Origin of the sequence: Chelativorans xinjiangensis, from assembly GCF_009812055.1 — a bacterium.
In the GTDB taxonomy this organism is placed as follows: Bacteria; Pseudomonadota; Alphaproteobacteria; order Rhizobiales; family Rhizobiaceae; genus Chelativorans; species Chelativorans xinjiangense.
On the sequence record NZ_WQNH01000004.1, the window covers coordinates 201,320 to 214,446 of the forward strand.

General features: G+C 64.8%; 13 protein-coding genes and 1 pseudogene. 9 read left to right on the forward strand and 5 right to left on the reverse strand.

The genetic code is table 11. The annotated features are described in order from the left end of the window. Positions 1-6: 6 nt before the first annotated feature. The 3 genes from clpA (at position 7) to GM910_RS05200 (ending at position 3,692) form a co-directional block, all read left to right on the forward strand. On the forward strand, positions 7-2,445 hold the full coding sequence (clpA, locus tag GM910_RS05190; protein WP_159586449.1) for an ATP-dependent Clp protease ATP-binding subunit ClpA: 2,439 nt from the start codon (positions 7-9) through the stop codon (positions 2,443-2,445). Positions 2,446-2,598: 153 nt separating this feature from the next. Continuing rightward, positions 2,599-3,345: an AzlC family ABC transporter permease gene (locus tag GM910_RS05195; RefSeq protein WP_159586450.1), complete on the forward strand. Its 747-nt coding sequence runs from the start codon at positions 2,599-2,601 to the stop codon at positions 3,343-3,345. After that, positions 3,342-3,692 carry an AzlD domain-containing protein gene (locus tag GM910_RS05200; protein ID WP_159586451.1) on the forward strand — a complete coding sequence of 117 codons (351 nt, stop codon included), beginning with the start codon at positions 3,342-3,344 and terminating at the stop codon, positions 3,690-3,692. The genes GM910_RS05195 and GM910_RS05200 overlap by 4 nt, the downstream gene beginning before the upstream one ends. A 17-nt stretch (positions 3,693-3,709) precedes the next feature. On the opposite strand, the gene GM910_RS05205 is transcribed toward GM910_RS05200, so the two are convergent. From GM910_RS05205 to GM910_RS05225, 5 genes are all read right to left on the reverse strand, one after another. Beyond that, positions 3,710-4,993, reverse strand: coding sequence for an O-antigen ligase family protein (locus GM910_RS05205; RefSeq protein WP_246225853.1), 1,284 nt, complete (start codon positions 4,991-4,993; stop codon positions 3,710-3,712). Next, positions 4,990-5,430, reverse strand: coding sequence for an HIT family protein (locus tag GM910_RS05210; protein ID WP_159586452.1), 441 nt, complete (start codon positions 5,428-5,430; stop codon positions 4,990-4,992). Before GM910_RS05210 ends, GM910_RS05205 begins: the two co-directional genes overlap by 4 nt. 72 nt (positions 5,431-5,502) lie before the next feature. Continuing rightward, the gene (locus tag GM910_RS05215; RefSeq protein WP_159586453.1) at positions 5,503-6,687 is read right to left on the reverse strand and encodes a GNAT family N-acetyltransferase; all 1,185 of its coding nucleotides are present in this window, start codon (positions 6,685-6,687) and stop codon (positions 5,503-5,505) included. A gap of 159 nt (positions 6,688-6,846) precedes the next feature. After that, positions 6,847-7,557 (reverse strand): glycerophosphodiester phosphodiesterase, encoded by a 711-nt coding sequence (locus tag GM910_RS05220; RefSeq protein WP_159586454.1) that lies wholly within the window; start codon positions 7,555-7,557, stop codon positions 6,847-6,849. Between the two features lie 11 nt (positions 7,558-7,568). Beyond that, positions 7,569-8,033, reverse strand: coding sequence for a RidA family protein (locus GM910_RS05225; RefSeq protein WP_159586455.1), 465 nt, complete (start codon positions 8,031-8,033; stop codon positions 7,569-7,571). Positions 8,034-8,149: 116 nt separating this feature from the next. On the opposite strand from GM910_RS05225, the gene GM910_RS05230 reads away from it, so the two are divergent. The 6 genes and pseudogenes from GM910_RS05230 to GM910_RS05255 form a co-directional block, all read left to right on the forward strand. Further along, the gene (locus GM910_RS05230; protein WP_159586456.1) at positions 8,150-8,983 is read left to right on the forward strand and encodes a cell envelope integrity EipB family protein; all 834 of its coding nucleotides are present in this window, start codon (positions 8,150-8,152) and stop codon (positions 8,981-8,983) included. A 449-nt stretch (positions 8,984-9,432) separates the two neighbouring features. Next, a pseudogene (gene rpsB / locus GM910_RS05235) lies at positions 9,433-10,230 on the forward strand (30S ribosomal protein S2); the annotation flags it as partial. Positions 10,231-10,496: 266 nt separating this feature from the next. Further along, positions 10,497-11,417 carry a translation elongation factor Ts gene (gene tsf, locus GM910_RS05240; protein ID WP_159586458.1) on the forward strand — a complete coding sequence of 307 codons (921 nt, stop codon included), beginning with the start codon at positions 10,497-10,499 and terminating at the stop codon, positions 11,415-11,417. Between the two features lie 217 nt (positions 11,418-11,634). Beyond that, positions 11,635-12,384 carry a UMP kinase gene (pyrH, locus tag GM910_RS05245; RefSeq protein WP_159586459.1) on the forward strand — a complete coding sequence of 250 codons (750 nt, stop codon included), beginning with the start codon at positions 11,635-11,637 and terminating at the stop codon, positions 12,382-12,384. Positions 12,385-12,395: 11 nt separating this feature from the next. Further along, on the forward strand, positions 12,396-12,956 hold the full coding sequence (gene frr, locus GM910_RS05250) for a ribosome recycling factor (protein WP_159586460.1): 561 nt from the start codon (positions 12,396-12,398) through the stop codon (positions 12,954-12,956). A gap of 71 nt (positions 12,957-13,027) precedes the next feature. After that, the coding region (locus tag GM910_RS05255) for an undecaprenyl diphosphate synthase family protein (protein WP_201285410.1) at positions 13,028-13,127 on the forward strand (100 nt) is incomplete at its 3' end.

The window sequence follows — 13,127 nt, forward strand, 5'->3', positions numbered from 1 at the left end:
TATTGAATGCCGGCTTTCTCGCAAGGCCTGGAACGCGCGCTGCATCAGGCGCTGACCTATGCCAATGAACGCCATCACGAATATGCGACGCTGGAGCATCTTCTGTTGGCATTGATCGATGATGGCGATGCAGCCGCCGTCATGCGGGCCTGCAGCGTCGATCTCGACGAGTTGAGGCGCACGGTGCTCGACTATATCGATGGCGAGTTGGACAATCTCGTCACCGGCTATGACGAGGATTCAAAGCCGACAGCGGGCTTCCAGCGCGTCATCCAGCGCGCCGTCATCCATGTGCAGTCCTCCGGCAGGGAGGAAGTGTCGGGTGCCAATGTGCTCGTTGCCATCTTCGCCGAGCGCGAGAGCCATGCCGCCTATTTCCTGCAGGAACAGCAGATGACCCGCTACGATGCGGTCAACTACATCAGCCATGGCATTGCCAAGCGCCCCGGCGCTTCGGAGACGCGCACGCCGCGCGGTGCCGACGAGGATCAGGCGGGGGCGCCCGGTGCGGAGACCGAAGAGGGAGCGAAGAAGAAGCAGCAGCAGGACGCGCTGTCGGCCTATTGTGTCAACCTCAATGCCAAGGCGCGGGCGGGACGCATCGACCCGCTGATCGGTCGCGAGCCGGAGATCAGCCGCACGATCCAGATCCTGTGCCGCCGCTCCAAGAACAACCCGCTCTATGTGGGTGATCCCGGCGTCGGCAAGACGGCGATCGCCGAGGGGCTCGCCAAGCGCATCGTCGAGGGCGACGTGCCGGAGGTGCTGCTCGATTCCACCATCTTCGCGCTCGACATGGGAACGCTGCTCGCCGGCACGCGCTATCGCGGCGATTTCGAGGAGCGGCTGAAGCAGGTCGTCAAGGAGTTGGAGGACTTCCCCGGCGCCATCCTGTTCATCGACGAGATCCACACGGTGATCGGCGCCGGTGCCACCTCCGGCGGCGCCATGGACGCGTCCAACCTGTTGAAGCCGGCGCTGTCGGCGGGCGCCATCCGCTGCATCGGCTCGACGACCTATAAGGAGTTCCGCCAGTTCTTCGAGAAGGACCGGGCGCTGGTGCGCCGCTTCCAGAAGATCGACGTCAACGAGCCGACGGTGAACGATGCCATCGAGATCATGAAGGGCCTGAAACCCTATTTCGAGGACTTCCACAGGGTCAAATATACCAACGATGCCGTCAAGGCGGCGGTGGAGCTCTCGGCGCGTTATATCAACGACCGCAAGCTGCCCGACAAGGCCATCGACGTCATCGACGAGACCGGCGCTTCGCAGAAGCTTCTGCCCGAGTCCAAGCGGCGCAAAACGATCAGCGTCAAGGAGATCGAGAACACCATCGCCACCATGGCGCGTATCCCGCCGAAGACCGTTTCGGCCGATGACGAGAAGGTGCTCTCGGGCCTCGAGACTGAGTTGAAGCGCGTGGTCTACGGCCAGGACGAGGCCATCGGGGCGCTCGCTTCATCGATCAAGCTCGCTCGCGCCGGTCTGCGCGAGCCGGAAAAGCCGATCGGCTCCTACCTCTTCTCCGGCCCCACCGGCGTCGGCAAGACCGAGGTTGCCCGCCAGCTCGCCGCCTCGCTCGGCGTGGAGCTCCTGCGCTTCGACATGTCCGAGTACATGGAGCGTCACACCGTCTCGCGGCTGATCGGCGCGCCTCCGGGCTATGTCGGCTTCGACCAGGGCGGGCTGTTGACCGACGGCGTCGACCAGCACCCGCACTGCGTGCTCTTGCTCGACGAGGTCGAGAAGGCGCATCCGGACCTGTTCAACATCCTGTTGCAGGTCATGGACCATGGCAAGCTGACCGACCACAACGGCAAGCGCATCGACTTCCGCAACGTCATCTTGATCATGACCACCAATGCGGGGGCGGCGGACATGGCCAAGCCTGCCATCGGCTTCGGCTCGTCGAAGCGCGAAGGCGACGACATGGAGGCGATCAACCGGCTCTTCTCGCCGGAGTTCCGCAACCGGCTCGACGCCATCATCCCGTTCGGTTCGCTGCCTGTTCCGGTGGTGCATCAGGTGGTGCAGAAGTTCGTCATGCAGCTCGAGGCGCAGCTTGCCGAGCGGCGCGTCACTTTCGATCTGTCCGACGAGGCTGTCGCCTGGCTTGCCGAGAAGGGCTACGACGAGCGCATGGGCGCCCGTCCGCTCGGCCGCGTCATCCAGGAGCACATCAAGAAGCCGCTCGCCGAGGAAGTTCTGTTCGGCAAGTTGAAGCGCGGCGGTACCGTGCGCGTGACGCTGGATGAGGACAAGGCAGCGCTGAAGCTCGACGCGATCCCGGACGACGCGCCTGTGAAGCCGAAACGCGAGACGGCGCCGGCGAAGAAGAGGAAGCCGGGCGTGGCGAAAGCCAAGCCCAAGGCAAAGCGCCCGCCGGCGCGCAAGGAACCGCCCAAGCGCAGCCTGGTGCCGCAGCTGCCGCGCAAGGGCTGACGCCGCGTAGGCTTTCTGGACAACGGGCGCGGGTCTTTTGGATCCGCGCCTTTTTGTTTGCCTAGCTGGTGCAAGCCGAGAGCCGTCCGTGAGCCAAGAGAAGCGAGGCAGGCTTGTCGCATGATGCCGGCGGCTATGCTATTCGGCGGTTCCATGCACGATTTCGAAATTGCCCAATCCGGCGGTCATGAAGGGCGCGCCGTCTGGTTCAGGCGCGGTGCCCGCGCCGCCTTCTCCATTCCCGGCCTTATCCTGGTAAGCGCTTTCGTCGGCTTTGCCGGGTTGGCGCGCGACGCCGGGCTGACGTTGGCCGAGACGGTCTTCATGACCGGCGTCGTTTGGGCGCTGCCGGGCAAGGTGGTGCTCGTCGGTGCCATTCTGGCCGGCAACGGCCTGCCGGCGGCCGCCTTCGCCGTAGCCCTGTCGTCGGTGCGCTTGGCGCCCATGGTGGTGGCGCTGACGCCGGAGATGCGCACTGCCAGGACGCCGACGTGGGTGCTTTACGCGCTTTCCCATTTCGTCGCCGTCACCTCCTGGGTACTGGCGATGGATCGGTTCCGGCATGTGCCGCGGCCGATGCGCACCTCCTTTTATGCAGGGCTGGGCTCCACGTTGGTGCTCGGCAACATGGTGGTGGTGGCGGCGGTATTCCTGATCGCCGGGCGGCTGCCGCCCGCCGTCTCGGCCGCACTTTTCTTCCTCACGCCCATGTACTTCCTCACTTCGCTGTGGGGTTCGGCGCGCGAGCGGGCAGGGCAGGTGGCGATGATACTCGGCCTCGCGCTCGGTCCCGTCTTCCACCTTTTGACGCCGGATTTCGACCTCGTTGCTGCAGGCATGGTGGCGGGGCTCGCTGCCTTCGGCATTCACCTTATCGGCAAGAGGAGGCACCAGGCGTGACATTCACCGCGATCGACGCCTGGTGGTGGCCCTATGTCTTCATCCTCGTTGCCGGGTGGCTGGCAACCGATTTCTGGCGCTTTCTCGGGGTCTATCTCGGCGGGCGGATTTCCGAGGAGTCGGAACTCATCGTGCTGGTGCGCTGCATCGCCACGGCGCTGGTGGCCGCCGTCATCGCCAATCTCGTGATCTTCCCCAGCGGCGCGCTCGCCGGCACGCCGCTTCTTCTTCGCGTCGGTGCCGGCATAGCCGGATTTCTGGCCTATCTCGCCGCCGGCAAACGTGTCATCGTTGGCATCCTGGTGGGCGAGGCTACCCTCGGCATAGGTTTGCTGGTGTTCTCGTAAACGTTGCGCTTTTGCGCCTAACCTTCTGTTTCTGCTTCCATAACCTTGCCTTCCTGCATCGACGTCCCGCTTGCCAGCAGCAAGCCGGTAATCAGGAAGATCATGAACATGGCGTCGATGATGTCGTGCCCCATGACCAGGTTGAAGCTGCCGCCGAGAGCGTAGTTCAGGAAGAAGACGAGCAGGATCATCGCCCCGAACCGGGCGGTTTCCTCACTGCTGGTGGCAAGCGTGCGTACCGTCACCCATGCCACCAGCAGGAAAAGCGCGATCACCGCGCCTCCGCCGATGAGCCCGGTTTCGACCAGCAGCGTCAGGAAGCCGTTGTGGAAGTGGGTGAACTGGGCACGCAGGTCGAAATCGTCGGCAAGCCCATCTTCGATGAGCTGACGGGTATGGTGGGGCCCGTTGCCCAGCACGGGGCGTTCGAAGAATCGATCCACGCCCACTTTCCACAGCGCCAGGCGAAGGCCCAGGGAGGAATCGTATTCCCCGTTCTCCGCCAGCTCGGCCCAATTGGCGGACAAACTCTCGACGCGACTCAAAAGAACGCCGGAGGAGAGAGTAGCGATCACGGCTATTGCAGCGATGGTCTTGACGAGATGGCCCTTCAAGAGTGTCCGCAGTTGGCGGTGGCAGACAAAGAGGATGGCGAGCGAGAGGACTGCCATGACCAGCCACACCGATCGGGAGCCGGACAGGAGCACCGCCAGGACCGCCGCCAGATACCCCCCCGCCATGGGGATTTGCCAACGCGTCGTCAGCATGAGCGCGCCGGCCAAGCTGACGGAGCCGGTCATGCAGGTAACCGTGGCGAAAACCAGTGCATTGCCGGCCCCGCCTTCCACCCGCATGCCGAGAATGAAGTACTGGATAAGCGCCAGCGCCAAGGCGCCGTAGCCGGCCGTCATACCCGCAAGAGCGGCGGCGGAGGACAGATCGTCCTTATGCGAGATGCTCCAAATCGAATAGGAGAAGGGGAAGAAGACGAACGTCGCCAGCGGAATGAGCGTATGCGCATACTCCCAGCGGGGATCGTTGAGAAGGAAGGACAGGAGGCCTGCCGCGACATAGGTATAGAGCAGGATCGCCGACAGCAGCATATAGCGGTCGGAACTGAGCCTGCGGCGGCCGGATACGATCTCGAACGTGCACCAAAGCGCGCCGCCATGCCAGATGAAGCTGACCACCGAGCCCAGCGGCGGCGAGGCCGAGAAGCAGGCGAATGTGAAAAGCCGGTTGAGGACCGGGTAGCGCATTCCGGCCCACACTGCACTGATCGTCTCACGGGAAAGCTTCACGCCCCGCCGGCCTCCAGCGCGGCGCGGATCTTCTGCGCCTGCTCGGCCAGCACCGCCTGGTCCGCCATTTCACCGGTGTGCGGGCGCAGCGCCACGCCTTCGAAGCGGGGAAGGATGTGGACGTGCAGGTGGAAGACGATCTGGCCGCCGGCCGGCTCGTTGAACTGCTGGACCGTCACACCGTCGGCGCCGAGCGCCTCGACGACGGCGCGCGCCACCTTCTGCACGGTGCGCATGAGGGCGGCGAGGCTGTCGGGGCCGACGTCGAATATGTTGCGGGCAGGGCGCTTGGGGATCGCCAGGCAATGGCCGTCGCCGCGCGGCATGATATCCATGAAGGCAAACGTCTCCTCGTCCTCGTAGATCTTGTGCGCAGGCAACTCGCCGCGCAGGATCTTGGCGAAGGGATTGTCCTCGTCGTAGGCCTTCGTCGTCATTGCGTTCCTCGATTATTTTAAGCCGCCGCGATGTTTTGTGACGTGGGCGGGCGCCGGTCAAGCCCCGGGTTTTCACGCTTCCTTTCTGTATGGGGAATGTTCTGCAAGAATCTCGCCCATCGTCTCCACATCCTCACGCTCGCGCGCCAGATAGTCGGCGATGGCGCGGCGCAGGCCGGGATGGGCGATATAGTGGGCGGAGCGGGTGATGACCGGCAAATAACCCCGTGCCAGCTTGTGCTCGCCCTGCGCGCCGGCTTCCACGCGCTTCAGGCCCGTCTCGATGGCGAACTGGATCGCCTGATGATAGCAGACCTCGAAATGCAGGAAGGGATGATGCTCGACGCAGCCCCAGTTGCGGCCGTAAAGCGCATCCCCGCCGATGAAGTTGATGGCGCCGGCGATATAGCGCCCTCCGCGCCTGGCCATGACGAGCAGGATGTCGCCGGCCATCCGTTCGCCGATCAGCGAGAAGAAGCGCCGGTTGAGATAGGGGCGGCCCCATTTGCGGCTGCCGGTATCCATGTAGAAGGCGAAGAAGTCGTCCCACACGGCCTCCGTCAGGTCGCTGCCCGTCAGCCAGTCGATCTCGATGCCCGCCTCGCAGGCTGCCCGCCGCTCCTTCCTCAGCGCCTTCCGCTTGCGCGAGGCGAGGCTGGCCAGGAAGTCGTCGTAGGACGTGTAGCCCTCGTTGAAAAAGTGGAACTGCTGATCGGTGCGCATCAGGAAGCCCGCCGCTTCCAGCGCGGTAACGTCTTCTTCCCGTGCGAAAGTGACATGGAGCGAGGAGACGCCCAGCCGGTCGGTGAGTGTCTTCAGCCCTTCGGCCAGCGCCTGGCGCGCAGCGCGCGGATTGGCGCCTCGTCCGACCAAAAGGCGCGGCCCGGTGGCGGGCGTGAAGGGCACGGAGACCTGCAGTTTCGGATAATATCGCCCGCCAGCCCGCTCGAAGGCGTCGGCCCAGCCGTGATCGAAGACATATTCTCCCTGGCTGTGGGACTTCAGATAGCACGGCACGGCCCCCAGAAGCGCGCCGCTCGCGTCTTCGAGCCTGAGGTGCTGCCCGAGCCACCCGGTCTCGCGGGTGGTGCAGCCGCTTTCCTCCAGCGACTTGAGGAAGGCGTGGGAGACGAACGGATTGTAGGGCACGCCCTCGTTCCCCCGCGCGGCGCCGGAAAGACCGGCCCATTCCTCGGCCGTGAAGGCATCGAGGCTGGGTGCAACGGTCAGGGTCGCTGCCGGGGTGGTGTCGTGCATGTCGTGTCCCGTGCCATTGCACACAAGATAGATACCGGATCCTAGTGGTCTGACCCAAACAGATGGTACCCATCTGTTTGGAAAAGTCAGCCCACAAGCTGTTTATCGGGTGGGGCGATTTGTCCTGACAGATGGGTACCATCTGTCAGGATCGCACCACTAAGCTGCAAATCCCTCGAAGGTCATTTGATCGGCGTAGCGGAAGGTCCTTTCCGCGCCCGCCTCGTTGCGCACCGTCCAGGAGATGACGGGCAGGGAAAGGCGCTCGCGCAGGAAGGAGACGAAGGGGTTGGGCAGATCGTCCACGCTGTAGGAGGCGAACGAGATACCATGCGCCAGCATGGAGAAATGTGCTTCCATGTCGGCCGTGCTCCGGCCGCAGGCGGTGAGGCCGACGGGGAACTGCCCCGGGTTCCTGCCGAGGTCGCGGATGATCCAATGGTTGAAGGACATGAGGGCGGCCGGGCCGGAGTAGGTGGAAAGGCAGTTAAGAACGCTCTCCACCAGACCGGCGTCATGCCCGGCGACACCCTTGAGTTCGATGACGACGGGCACGCGCCCGCCGATCGCCTCGAGCGCCTTCGCCAGTGTCGGCATCCGCTCACTGGTGCCGCCGATATTGAGGGCGGCAAGCTCGGCCGCCGTGCGCTGCCAGACCTTGCCTTCCTGCCCGGTGAGCCGTTCCAGCTCCTCGTCGTGGAAGATCACCGGCACGCCGTCGGCGGCCAGGTGCACGTCGCATTCGATCGCGTAGTCACGCTCGGCCGCCGCCGCGAAGGCGGCAAGCGTGTTCTCCCACCGCTTGTCGTTCATGTCGTGAAAACCGCGGTGGGCGATCGGCCGTTCCGTCAGCCAGGAGATGTCGGGCATACGGATGAGCCTCAAGCGATTTCGATAATGGCTTCGATTTCCACCGGAGCGTTCATCGGCAAGGAGGCCATGCCGACGGCGGCGCGGGCGTGGCGACCGGCATCTCCAAGAGCGGCGACGAGAAAATCGGAAGCGCCGTTGGCGACCAGGTGCTGCTCGGTGAAGTCCGGCGTCGAGGCGACGAAGACGGTGATCTTGACGATGCGCTTGATGTGCTCCAATTCGCCAAGGGCGGCGCGCGCCTGGGCCAAAACGTTGACGGCGCACCACTTGGCCGCCAGTTTGCCGGCTTCAGTGCCGAGCTCACGGCCCAAAAGGCCCATGGCCATCAGCTTGCCGTCTTTCATGGGAAGCTGGCCGGAGGTCACGAGCAGATTGCCCGTCTTGACGGACGGCACATAGTTGGCGGCCGGCGTCGCCGGCGCCGGCAGTTCGACGCCCAGTTCCAGGAGCCGCTTCTCGATGGTGGTGGCCATGAATGTTTTCCTCGCTCTTCGCCCTTGCAAAATCGCCTCTCTTTCGCCACGACAGGCGTTCATCCGTGGCTGAGAAGCGCGATACCATAAAACCGTTCCATGACGGAGATTTCCACATGCGTGTACCGCGTGCTTCCGTGCTGCTCCTCACATCGTTCCTGTGCGCTTTTGCCGGTGCGGCCGCCGCGCAGACCCTTTTGCCGCATCGCGCCGTCTACGATCTCGCACTTTCCGAGGCGGACGATGAGGCGCAGATCGAAGCGCTTACCGGCCGCTGGGTTTTCGAATTCTCCGGATCGGCATGCGAAGGCTATACCCTGAAGTCCCGTATTGTCATGCGCTTTGAGATGACGGAAGGGTCGAGATTGATCGACCAGCGGGTGACCAGTTTCGAGGACGCGGCGGGCGAGACTTTCCGCTTCGTCACCAAGTCCTTTATCGACGAGGAGCTCGACAACGAAGTGAAGGGCACCGCCAGGCGGGAGGGCACGGGCACGGTGGTCGAATACGAGCAGCCGGAAAAGACCGAGCGGTCGTTCGCGCCGGTGCTCTTTCCCACAGGCCAGTTGCGCGAGCTTCTGGAAAAAGCGAAGGCCGGCGAGCGCTTCTACGAGAGCGCCGTCTTCGACGGAACGGAATTCACCGACAATGCGGTGATGGTCTCGGTCGTGGTCGGCGAACCGAAACCGGTGGACGAGGACGATACCGAACGCAAGGCGTTGGGGCCGCTTGCCCGGGATACGTTTTTGCCGGTGACGGCCGCCTATTTCGACGGCGAGGCGTCGGACGGCGAGGAGGTCAGCGAATACAATGTCAGCTTCAAGCTGCATGAGAGCGGCATCCAGCGCGACATGATGATCCGCTACGCCGATTATTCCATGACGGCAAAGCTGGCCGATCTGGCGCTTTTCGAGCCGGATGAGGGGTGTGCTCGCGAAAGCGGCAATTGAGGCGCGGGGGCGGGCGCGGCGCTCGCGCTCCCCTCCCCCCCCTTCGACAAGCTCAGGATGGGGAGGGGTAAGGGGTGGGGGTGGACGCGCCCGTGTGCCGTCGGGGGCGATTATCCCATCCCGCCACCAGGGTGCGTGCGTCATCCCGGAAGCCGGAGCGAAGCGGAGGCTATCCGGAACCCATTCCGTGACCCTTCCATGTTCCGGAATGGATCCCGGCTCTGCGGGAGCTTACGCTCCCTTGGCCGGGATGACGCGCGGTCAGGAACAGCCAGTAGGAGCAGCCAAGGCGCACCGGCGCTTGCATTCGTCTTCATATGCCTCTATATGCGCGCCCATTCCACACGCGGGCCAATAGGTATCTGTCCGGGAGACATCCGGCTGACACCTCCGGTGGCGGCCTTGCCGCCTGACGGTCCGCGGAGGCTTAACCGGAAAGGAAAACGACAATGGCTCTGCCAGATTTCAGCATGCGCCAGCTTCTTGAAGCTGGTGTGCACTTCGGACACCAGACCCACCGCTGGAACCCGAAAATGGGCCCCTATATCTTCGGCGCCCGCAACAACATCCACATCATCGACTTGAGCCAGACGGTGCCGCTTCTGCATCAGGCGCTGAAGACCGTGTCCGACACGGTGGCCAAGGGCGGCCGCGTGCTGTTCGTCGGCACCAAGCGCCAGGCCTCCGACATCGTCGCCGACTCGGCCAAGCGCTGCGCGCAGTATTATGTGAACGCGCGCTGGCTCGGCGGCATGCTGACCAACTGGAAGACGATCTCCAACTCGATCCAGCGTCTGCGCCGGCTCGACGAGCTTCTGTCGGGTGAGGCCGAGGGCTTCACCAAGAAGGAGCGGCTGAACCTCGAGCGCGAGCGCGACAAGCTGGAGCGCGCGCTCGGCGGCATCCGCGACATGGGCTCGACGCCGGACATGATGTTCGTGATCGACACCAACAAGGAAGCCATCGCCGTGCAGGAAGCCCGCCGGCTCGGCATCCCGGTGATCGCCATCAGCGATTCCAACTGCGACCCGGAGGTGGTGGACTATCCGATCCCCGGCAATGACGACGCCTCGCGCGCCATCGCCCTTTACTGCGACCTGATCGCCAGGGCCGCCATCGACGGCATCGAGCGCCAGCAGGGCGCGCTCGGCATGGATGTCGGCGAAGCGGTGGAAGCGCCGGCCGAGCGGGTGCTGGAAGAGGTGCCGGCCGAGCCCGAAGCCCCGGCGGAAGAGGCCCCGGCAGCAGAGGCGCCCGCGGAAGAGGCCCCGGCAGCAGAGGCGCCCGCGGAAGAGGCCCCGGCAGCGGAGGCGCCCGCGGACGAGGCTGCGGCCAGCGAAGCGCCCGCGGAAGCGCCCGCAGAGGACGCCGACAAGTCCTGAGGGGCGACGATCCTGAGGGAAGGGGACTTCACCCCTTCTCCTATTCCTGGGGCCGGTCGGCCCCGACGGTGACGGCGGCCGCGGCGCCCTTTGCGGGCCCGGCCGCATATTTCGGATATGAAGAGGCAACGATGAGCATTTCGGCAGCACAGGTCAAGCAATTGCGCGAGATGACCGGCGCGGGCATGATGGACTGCAAGACGGCGCTCTCGGAGACCGGCGGCGACATCGAGGCGGCGGTCGACTGGCTGCGCAAGAAGGGTATTTCCAAGGCCGACAAGAAGTCCGGCCGCACGGCGGCCGAAGGGCTGATCGGCATCGCTTCCGACGCCACGAGCGCGGTCGCGGTCGAGGTCAATTCCGAGACGGACTTCGTGGCCCGCAACGACGCCTTCCAGGACCTGGTGCGCAATGTCGCCACGGTGGCGCTTGGTACCGACGGCAGCGTCGAAGCGGTTGCGGCGGCGGCCTATCCGGGCGGCAAATCCGTGGAGGACACGATCAGGGAAGCCATCGCCACCATCGGCGAGAACATGACGCTGCGCCGTTCGGCCAAGCTTGCGGTCGGCAAGGGCGCCGTGGCGACCTATGTCCACAACGCGGTGGCCGACGGGCTCGGCAAGATCGGCGTCCTCGTGGCGATCGAGACCGAGGGCAGCGCCGAGGCGGCGCGCAACTTCGGCCGGCAGGTGGCCATGCATGTGGCGGCGACCAACCCGGCGGCGCTGACGGAGGGCGAGGTCGATCCGGCCGCGGTGGCGCGCGAGAAGGAGATCTTCTCCGACCAGGCGCGCCAGTCCGGCAAGCCGGAGAACATCATCGAGAAGATGGTGGAAGGCCGGCTGCGCAAATACTTCGAGGAGGTCGTCCTCCTGAAGCAGGCCTTCGTCATCAACCCCGACCTGACGGTCGAGCAGGCGCTGAAAGAGGCGGAGAAGGAGATCGGGGCGCCCGCCAAGATCACCGCCTTCCTGCGCTTCGCGCTGGGTGAGGGCGTCGAGCGCGAGACCTCGGATTTTGCAGCCGAAGTGGCGGCCGCGGTGAAGAAGTAATACCGACGGTCGCAATGTTTGACCGCTGGGTTTGACCGCTGGGTTTGACCGCTGGGTTTGACCGCTGAAGGCGACTTTTCCGCAAGCGCCCAGACGGGCCGGTGATACGGGATCGGTTGTCCGGAACTGCAAGGGCACCGCGTGACAACGCGGTGCCCTTCGTGTAGGGCGACAGGAAACCGGTGACAGGCACGGCCTGGATGGTAAAGAGGAGACGATGAGCTTGACCCCCCTATACCGCCGCGTGGTGCTGAAGGCCTCGGGCGAGGCCCTGATGGGAGAGCAGGGCTTCGGCATAGACGTCTCCGTGGTCGACCGCATCGCCGCCGACATCGCCGCGGCCCGCGCGCTCGGTGTCGAGGTCGGCGTCGTCATCGGCGGCGGCAACATCTTCCGCGGCGTCGCGGTGGCCTCCAAGGGCGGCGACCGGGTGACCGGCGACCACATGGGCATGCTCGCCACCGTCATCAACTCGCTGGCGCTCAGGACCTCGCTGGTCAAGATCGGCGTCGACGCGGTGGTATTATCGGCCATCGCCATGCCGGAATTGTGCGAGAGCTTCTCGCAGCGCCAGGCGACGAGCTACATGAACGCCGGCAAGGTGGTGATCTTCGCCGGCGGCACGGGAAATCCGTTCTTCACCACGGATTCGGCGGCAGCGCTCAGGGCGGCGGAGATCGGCGCAGACGCGCTTTTCAAGGGAACCCAGGTCGACGGGGTCTATTCCGCCGATCCGCACAAGGACAAGAACGCCGTGCGCTACGAGCGCCTGAGCCACGAGCGCGTCATGCGCGAGGGGCTCGGCATCATGGACACGGCGGCGATTGCCCTTGCACGGGAGAACAACATACCGATAATCGTCTTCTCGATTCACGAAGAAGGCGGGTTCGCGGCCATTCTGAAGGGCGCGGGGCACTGCACGATCGTCGACAACGATCCGGCAGGCCTCGACGCGGTCAAAGCGTAAGGGAGGCAGTTATGCCCGAGGGTGTTGATTTCAAGGATCTCCACAGGCGCATGGACGGCGCGGTGAGCGCGTTCAAGCACGATATCGCCTCGCTCAGGACCGGCCGTGCCTCGGCCAATCTCCTCGATCCGGTCCAGGTCGAGGCGTACGGGACCTCAATGCCGATCAACCAGGTGGCGACGGTTTCGGTGCCCGAGCCGCGCATGATTTCGGTCTCGGTGTGGGACCAGGGGATGGTGCAGGCGGTGGACAAGGCAATCCGCGAATCCAACCTCGGCTTCAACCCCATCGTCGAGGGCACCACCCTGCGCATTCCCTTGCCCGAGCTCAACGAGGAGCGGCGCAAGGAACTGGTGAAGATTGCCCATCAGTATGCGGAGAGCGCGCGCGTGGCGGCGCGCCATGTACGCCGCGACGGCATGGAGCACCTCAAAAAAGCCGAAAAGGATGGCGACATCAGCCAGGATGAGATGCACGCGCAGTCCGACCGCGTGCAGAAGATGACCGACGAGACGATCGCTACGATCGACAAGCTTCTGGAGGACAAGGAAGCTGAAATCATGCAGGTCTGACGATCGCCTGGCGCGGCCATCGGAACCAAAAGGGGGAAGACCGGGTGAAGCCGGCGCATATCGCGATCATCATGGACGGCAACGGCCGCTGGGCGCGTGCCCGCGGCCTGCCGCGCACGGCCGGCCACCGCGCCGGCGTCGAAGCGCTGCGCCGCACCGTGCGGGCCGCCG

Excerpts from the sequence above, each read along its gene's own strand:
- clpA (WP_159586449.1), top strand. The coding sequence starts at position 7 with ATGCCGGCTTTCTCGCAAGGCCTGGAACGCGCGCTGCATCAGGCGCTG.
- GM910_RS05195 (WP_159586450.1), top strand. The coding sequence starts at position 2,599 with ATGCACGATTTCGAAATTGCCCAATCCGGCGGTCATGAAGGGCGCGCC.
- GM910_RS05210 (WP_159586452.1), bottom strand. The coding sequence starts at position 5,430 with ATGACGACGAAGGCCTACGACGAGGACAATCCCTTCGCCAAGATCCTG.
- GM910_RS05215 (WP_159586453.1), bottom strand. The coding sequence starts at position 6,687 with ATGCACGACACCACCCCGGCAGCGACCCTGACCGTTGCACCCAGCCTC.
- GM910_RS05220 (WP_159586454.1), bottom strand. The coding sequence starts at position 7,557 with ATGCCCGACATCTCCTGGCTGACGGAACGGCCGATCGCCCACCGCGGT.
- GM910_RS05225 (WP_159586455.1), bottom strand. The coding sequence starts at position 8,033 with ATGGCCACCACCATCGAGAAGCGGCTCCTGGAACTGGGCGTCGAACTG.
- GM910_RS05230 (WP_159586456.1), top strand. The coding sequence starts at position 8,150 with ATGCGTGTACCGCGTGCTTCCGTGCTGCTCCTCACATCGTTCCTGTGC.
- tsf (WP_159586458.1), top strand. The coding sequence starts at position 10,497 with ATGAGCATTTCGGCAGCACAGGTCAAGCAATTGCGCGAGATGACCGGC.
- pyrH (WP_159586459.1), top strand. The coding sequence starts at position 11,635 with ATGAGCTTGACCCCCCTATACCGCCGCGTGGTGCTGAAGGCCTCGGGC.
- frr (WP_159586460.1), top strand. The coding sequence starts at position 12,396 with ATGCCCGAGGGTGTTGATTTCAAGGATCTCCACAGGCGCATGGACGGC.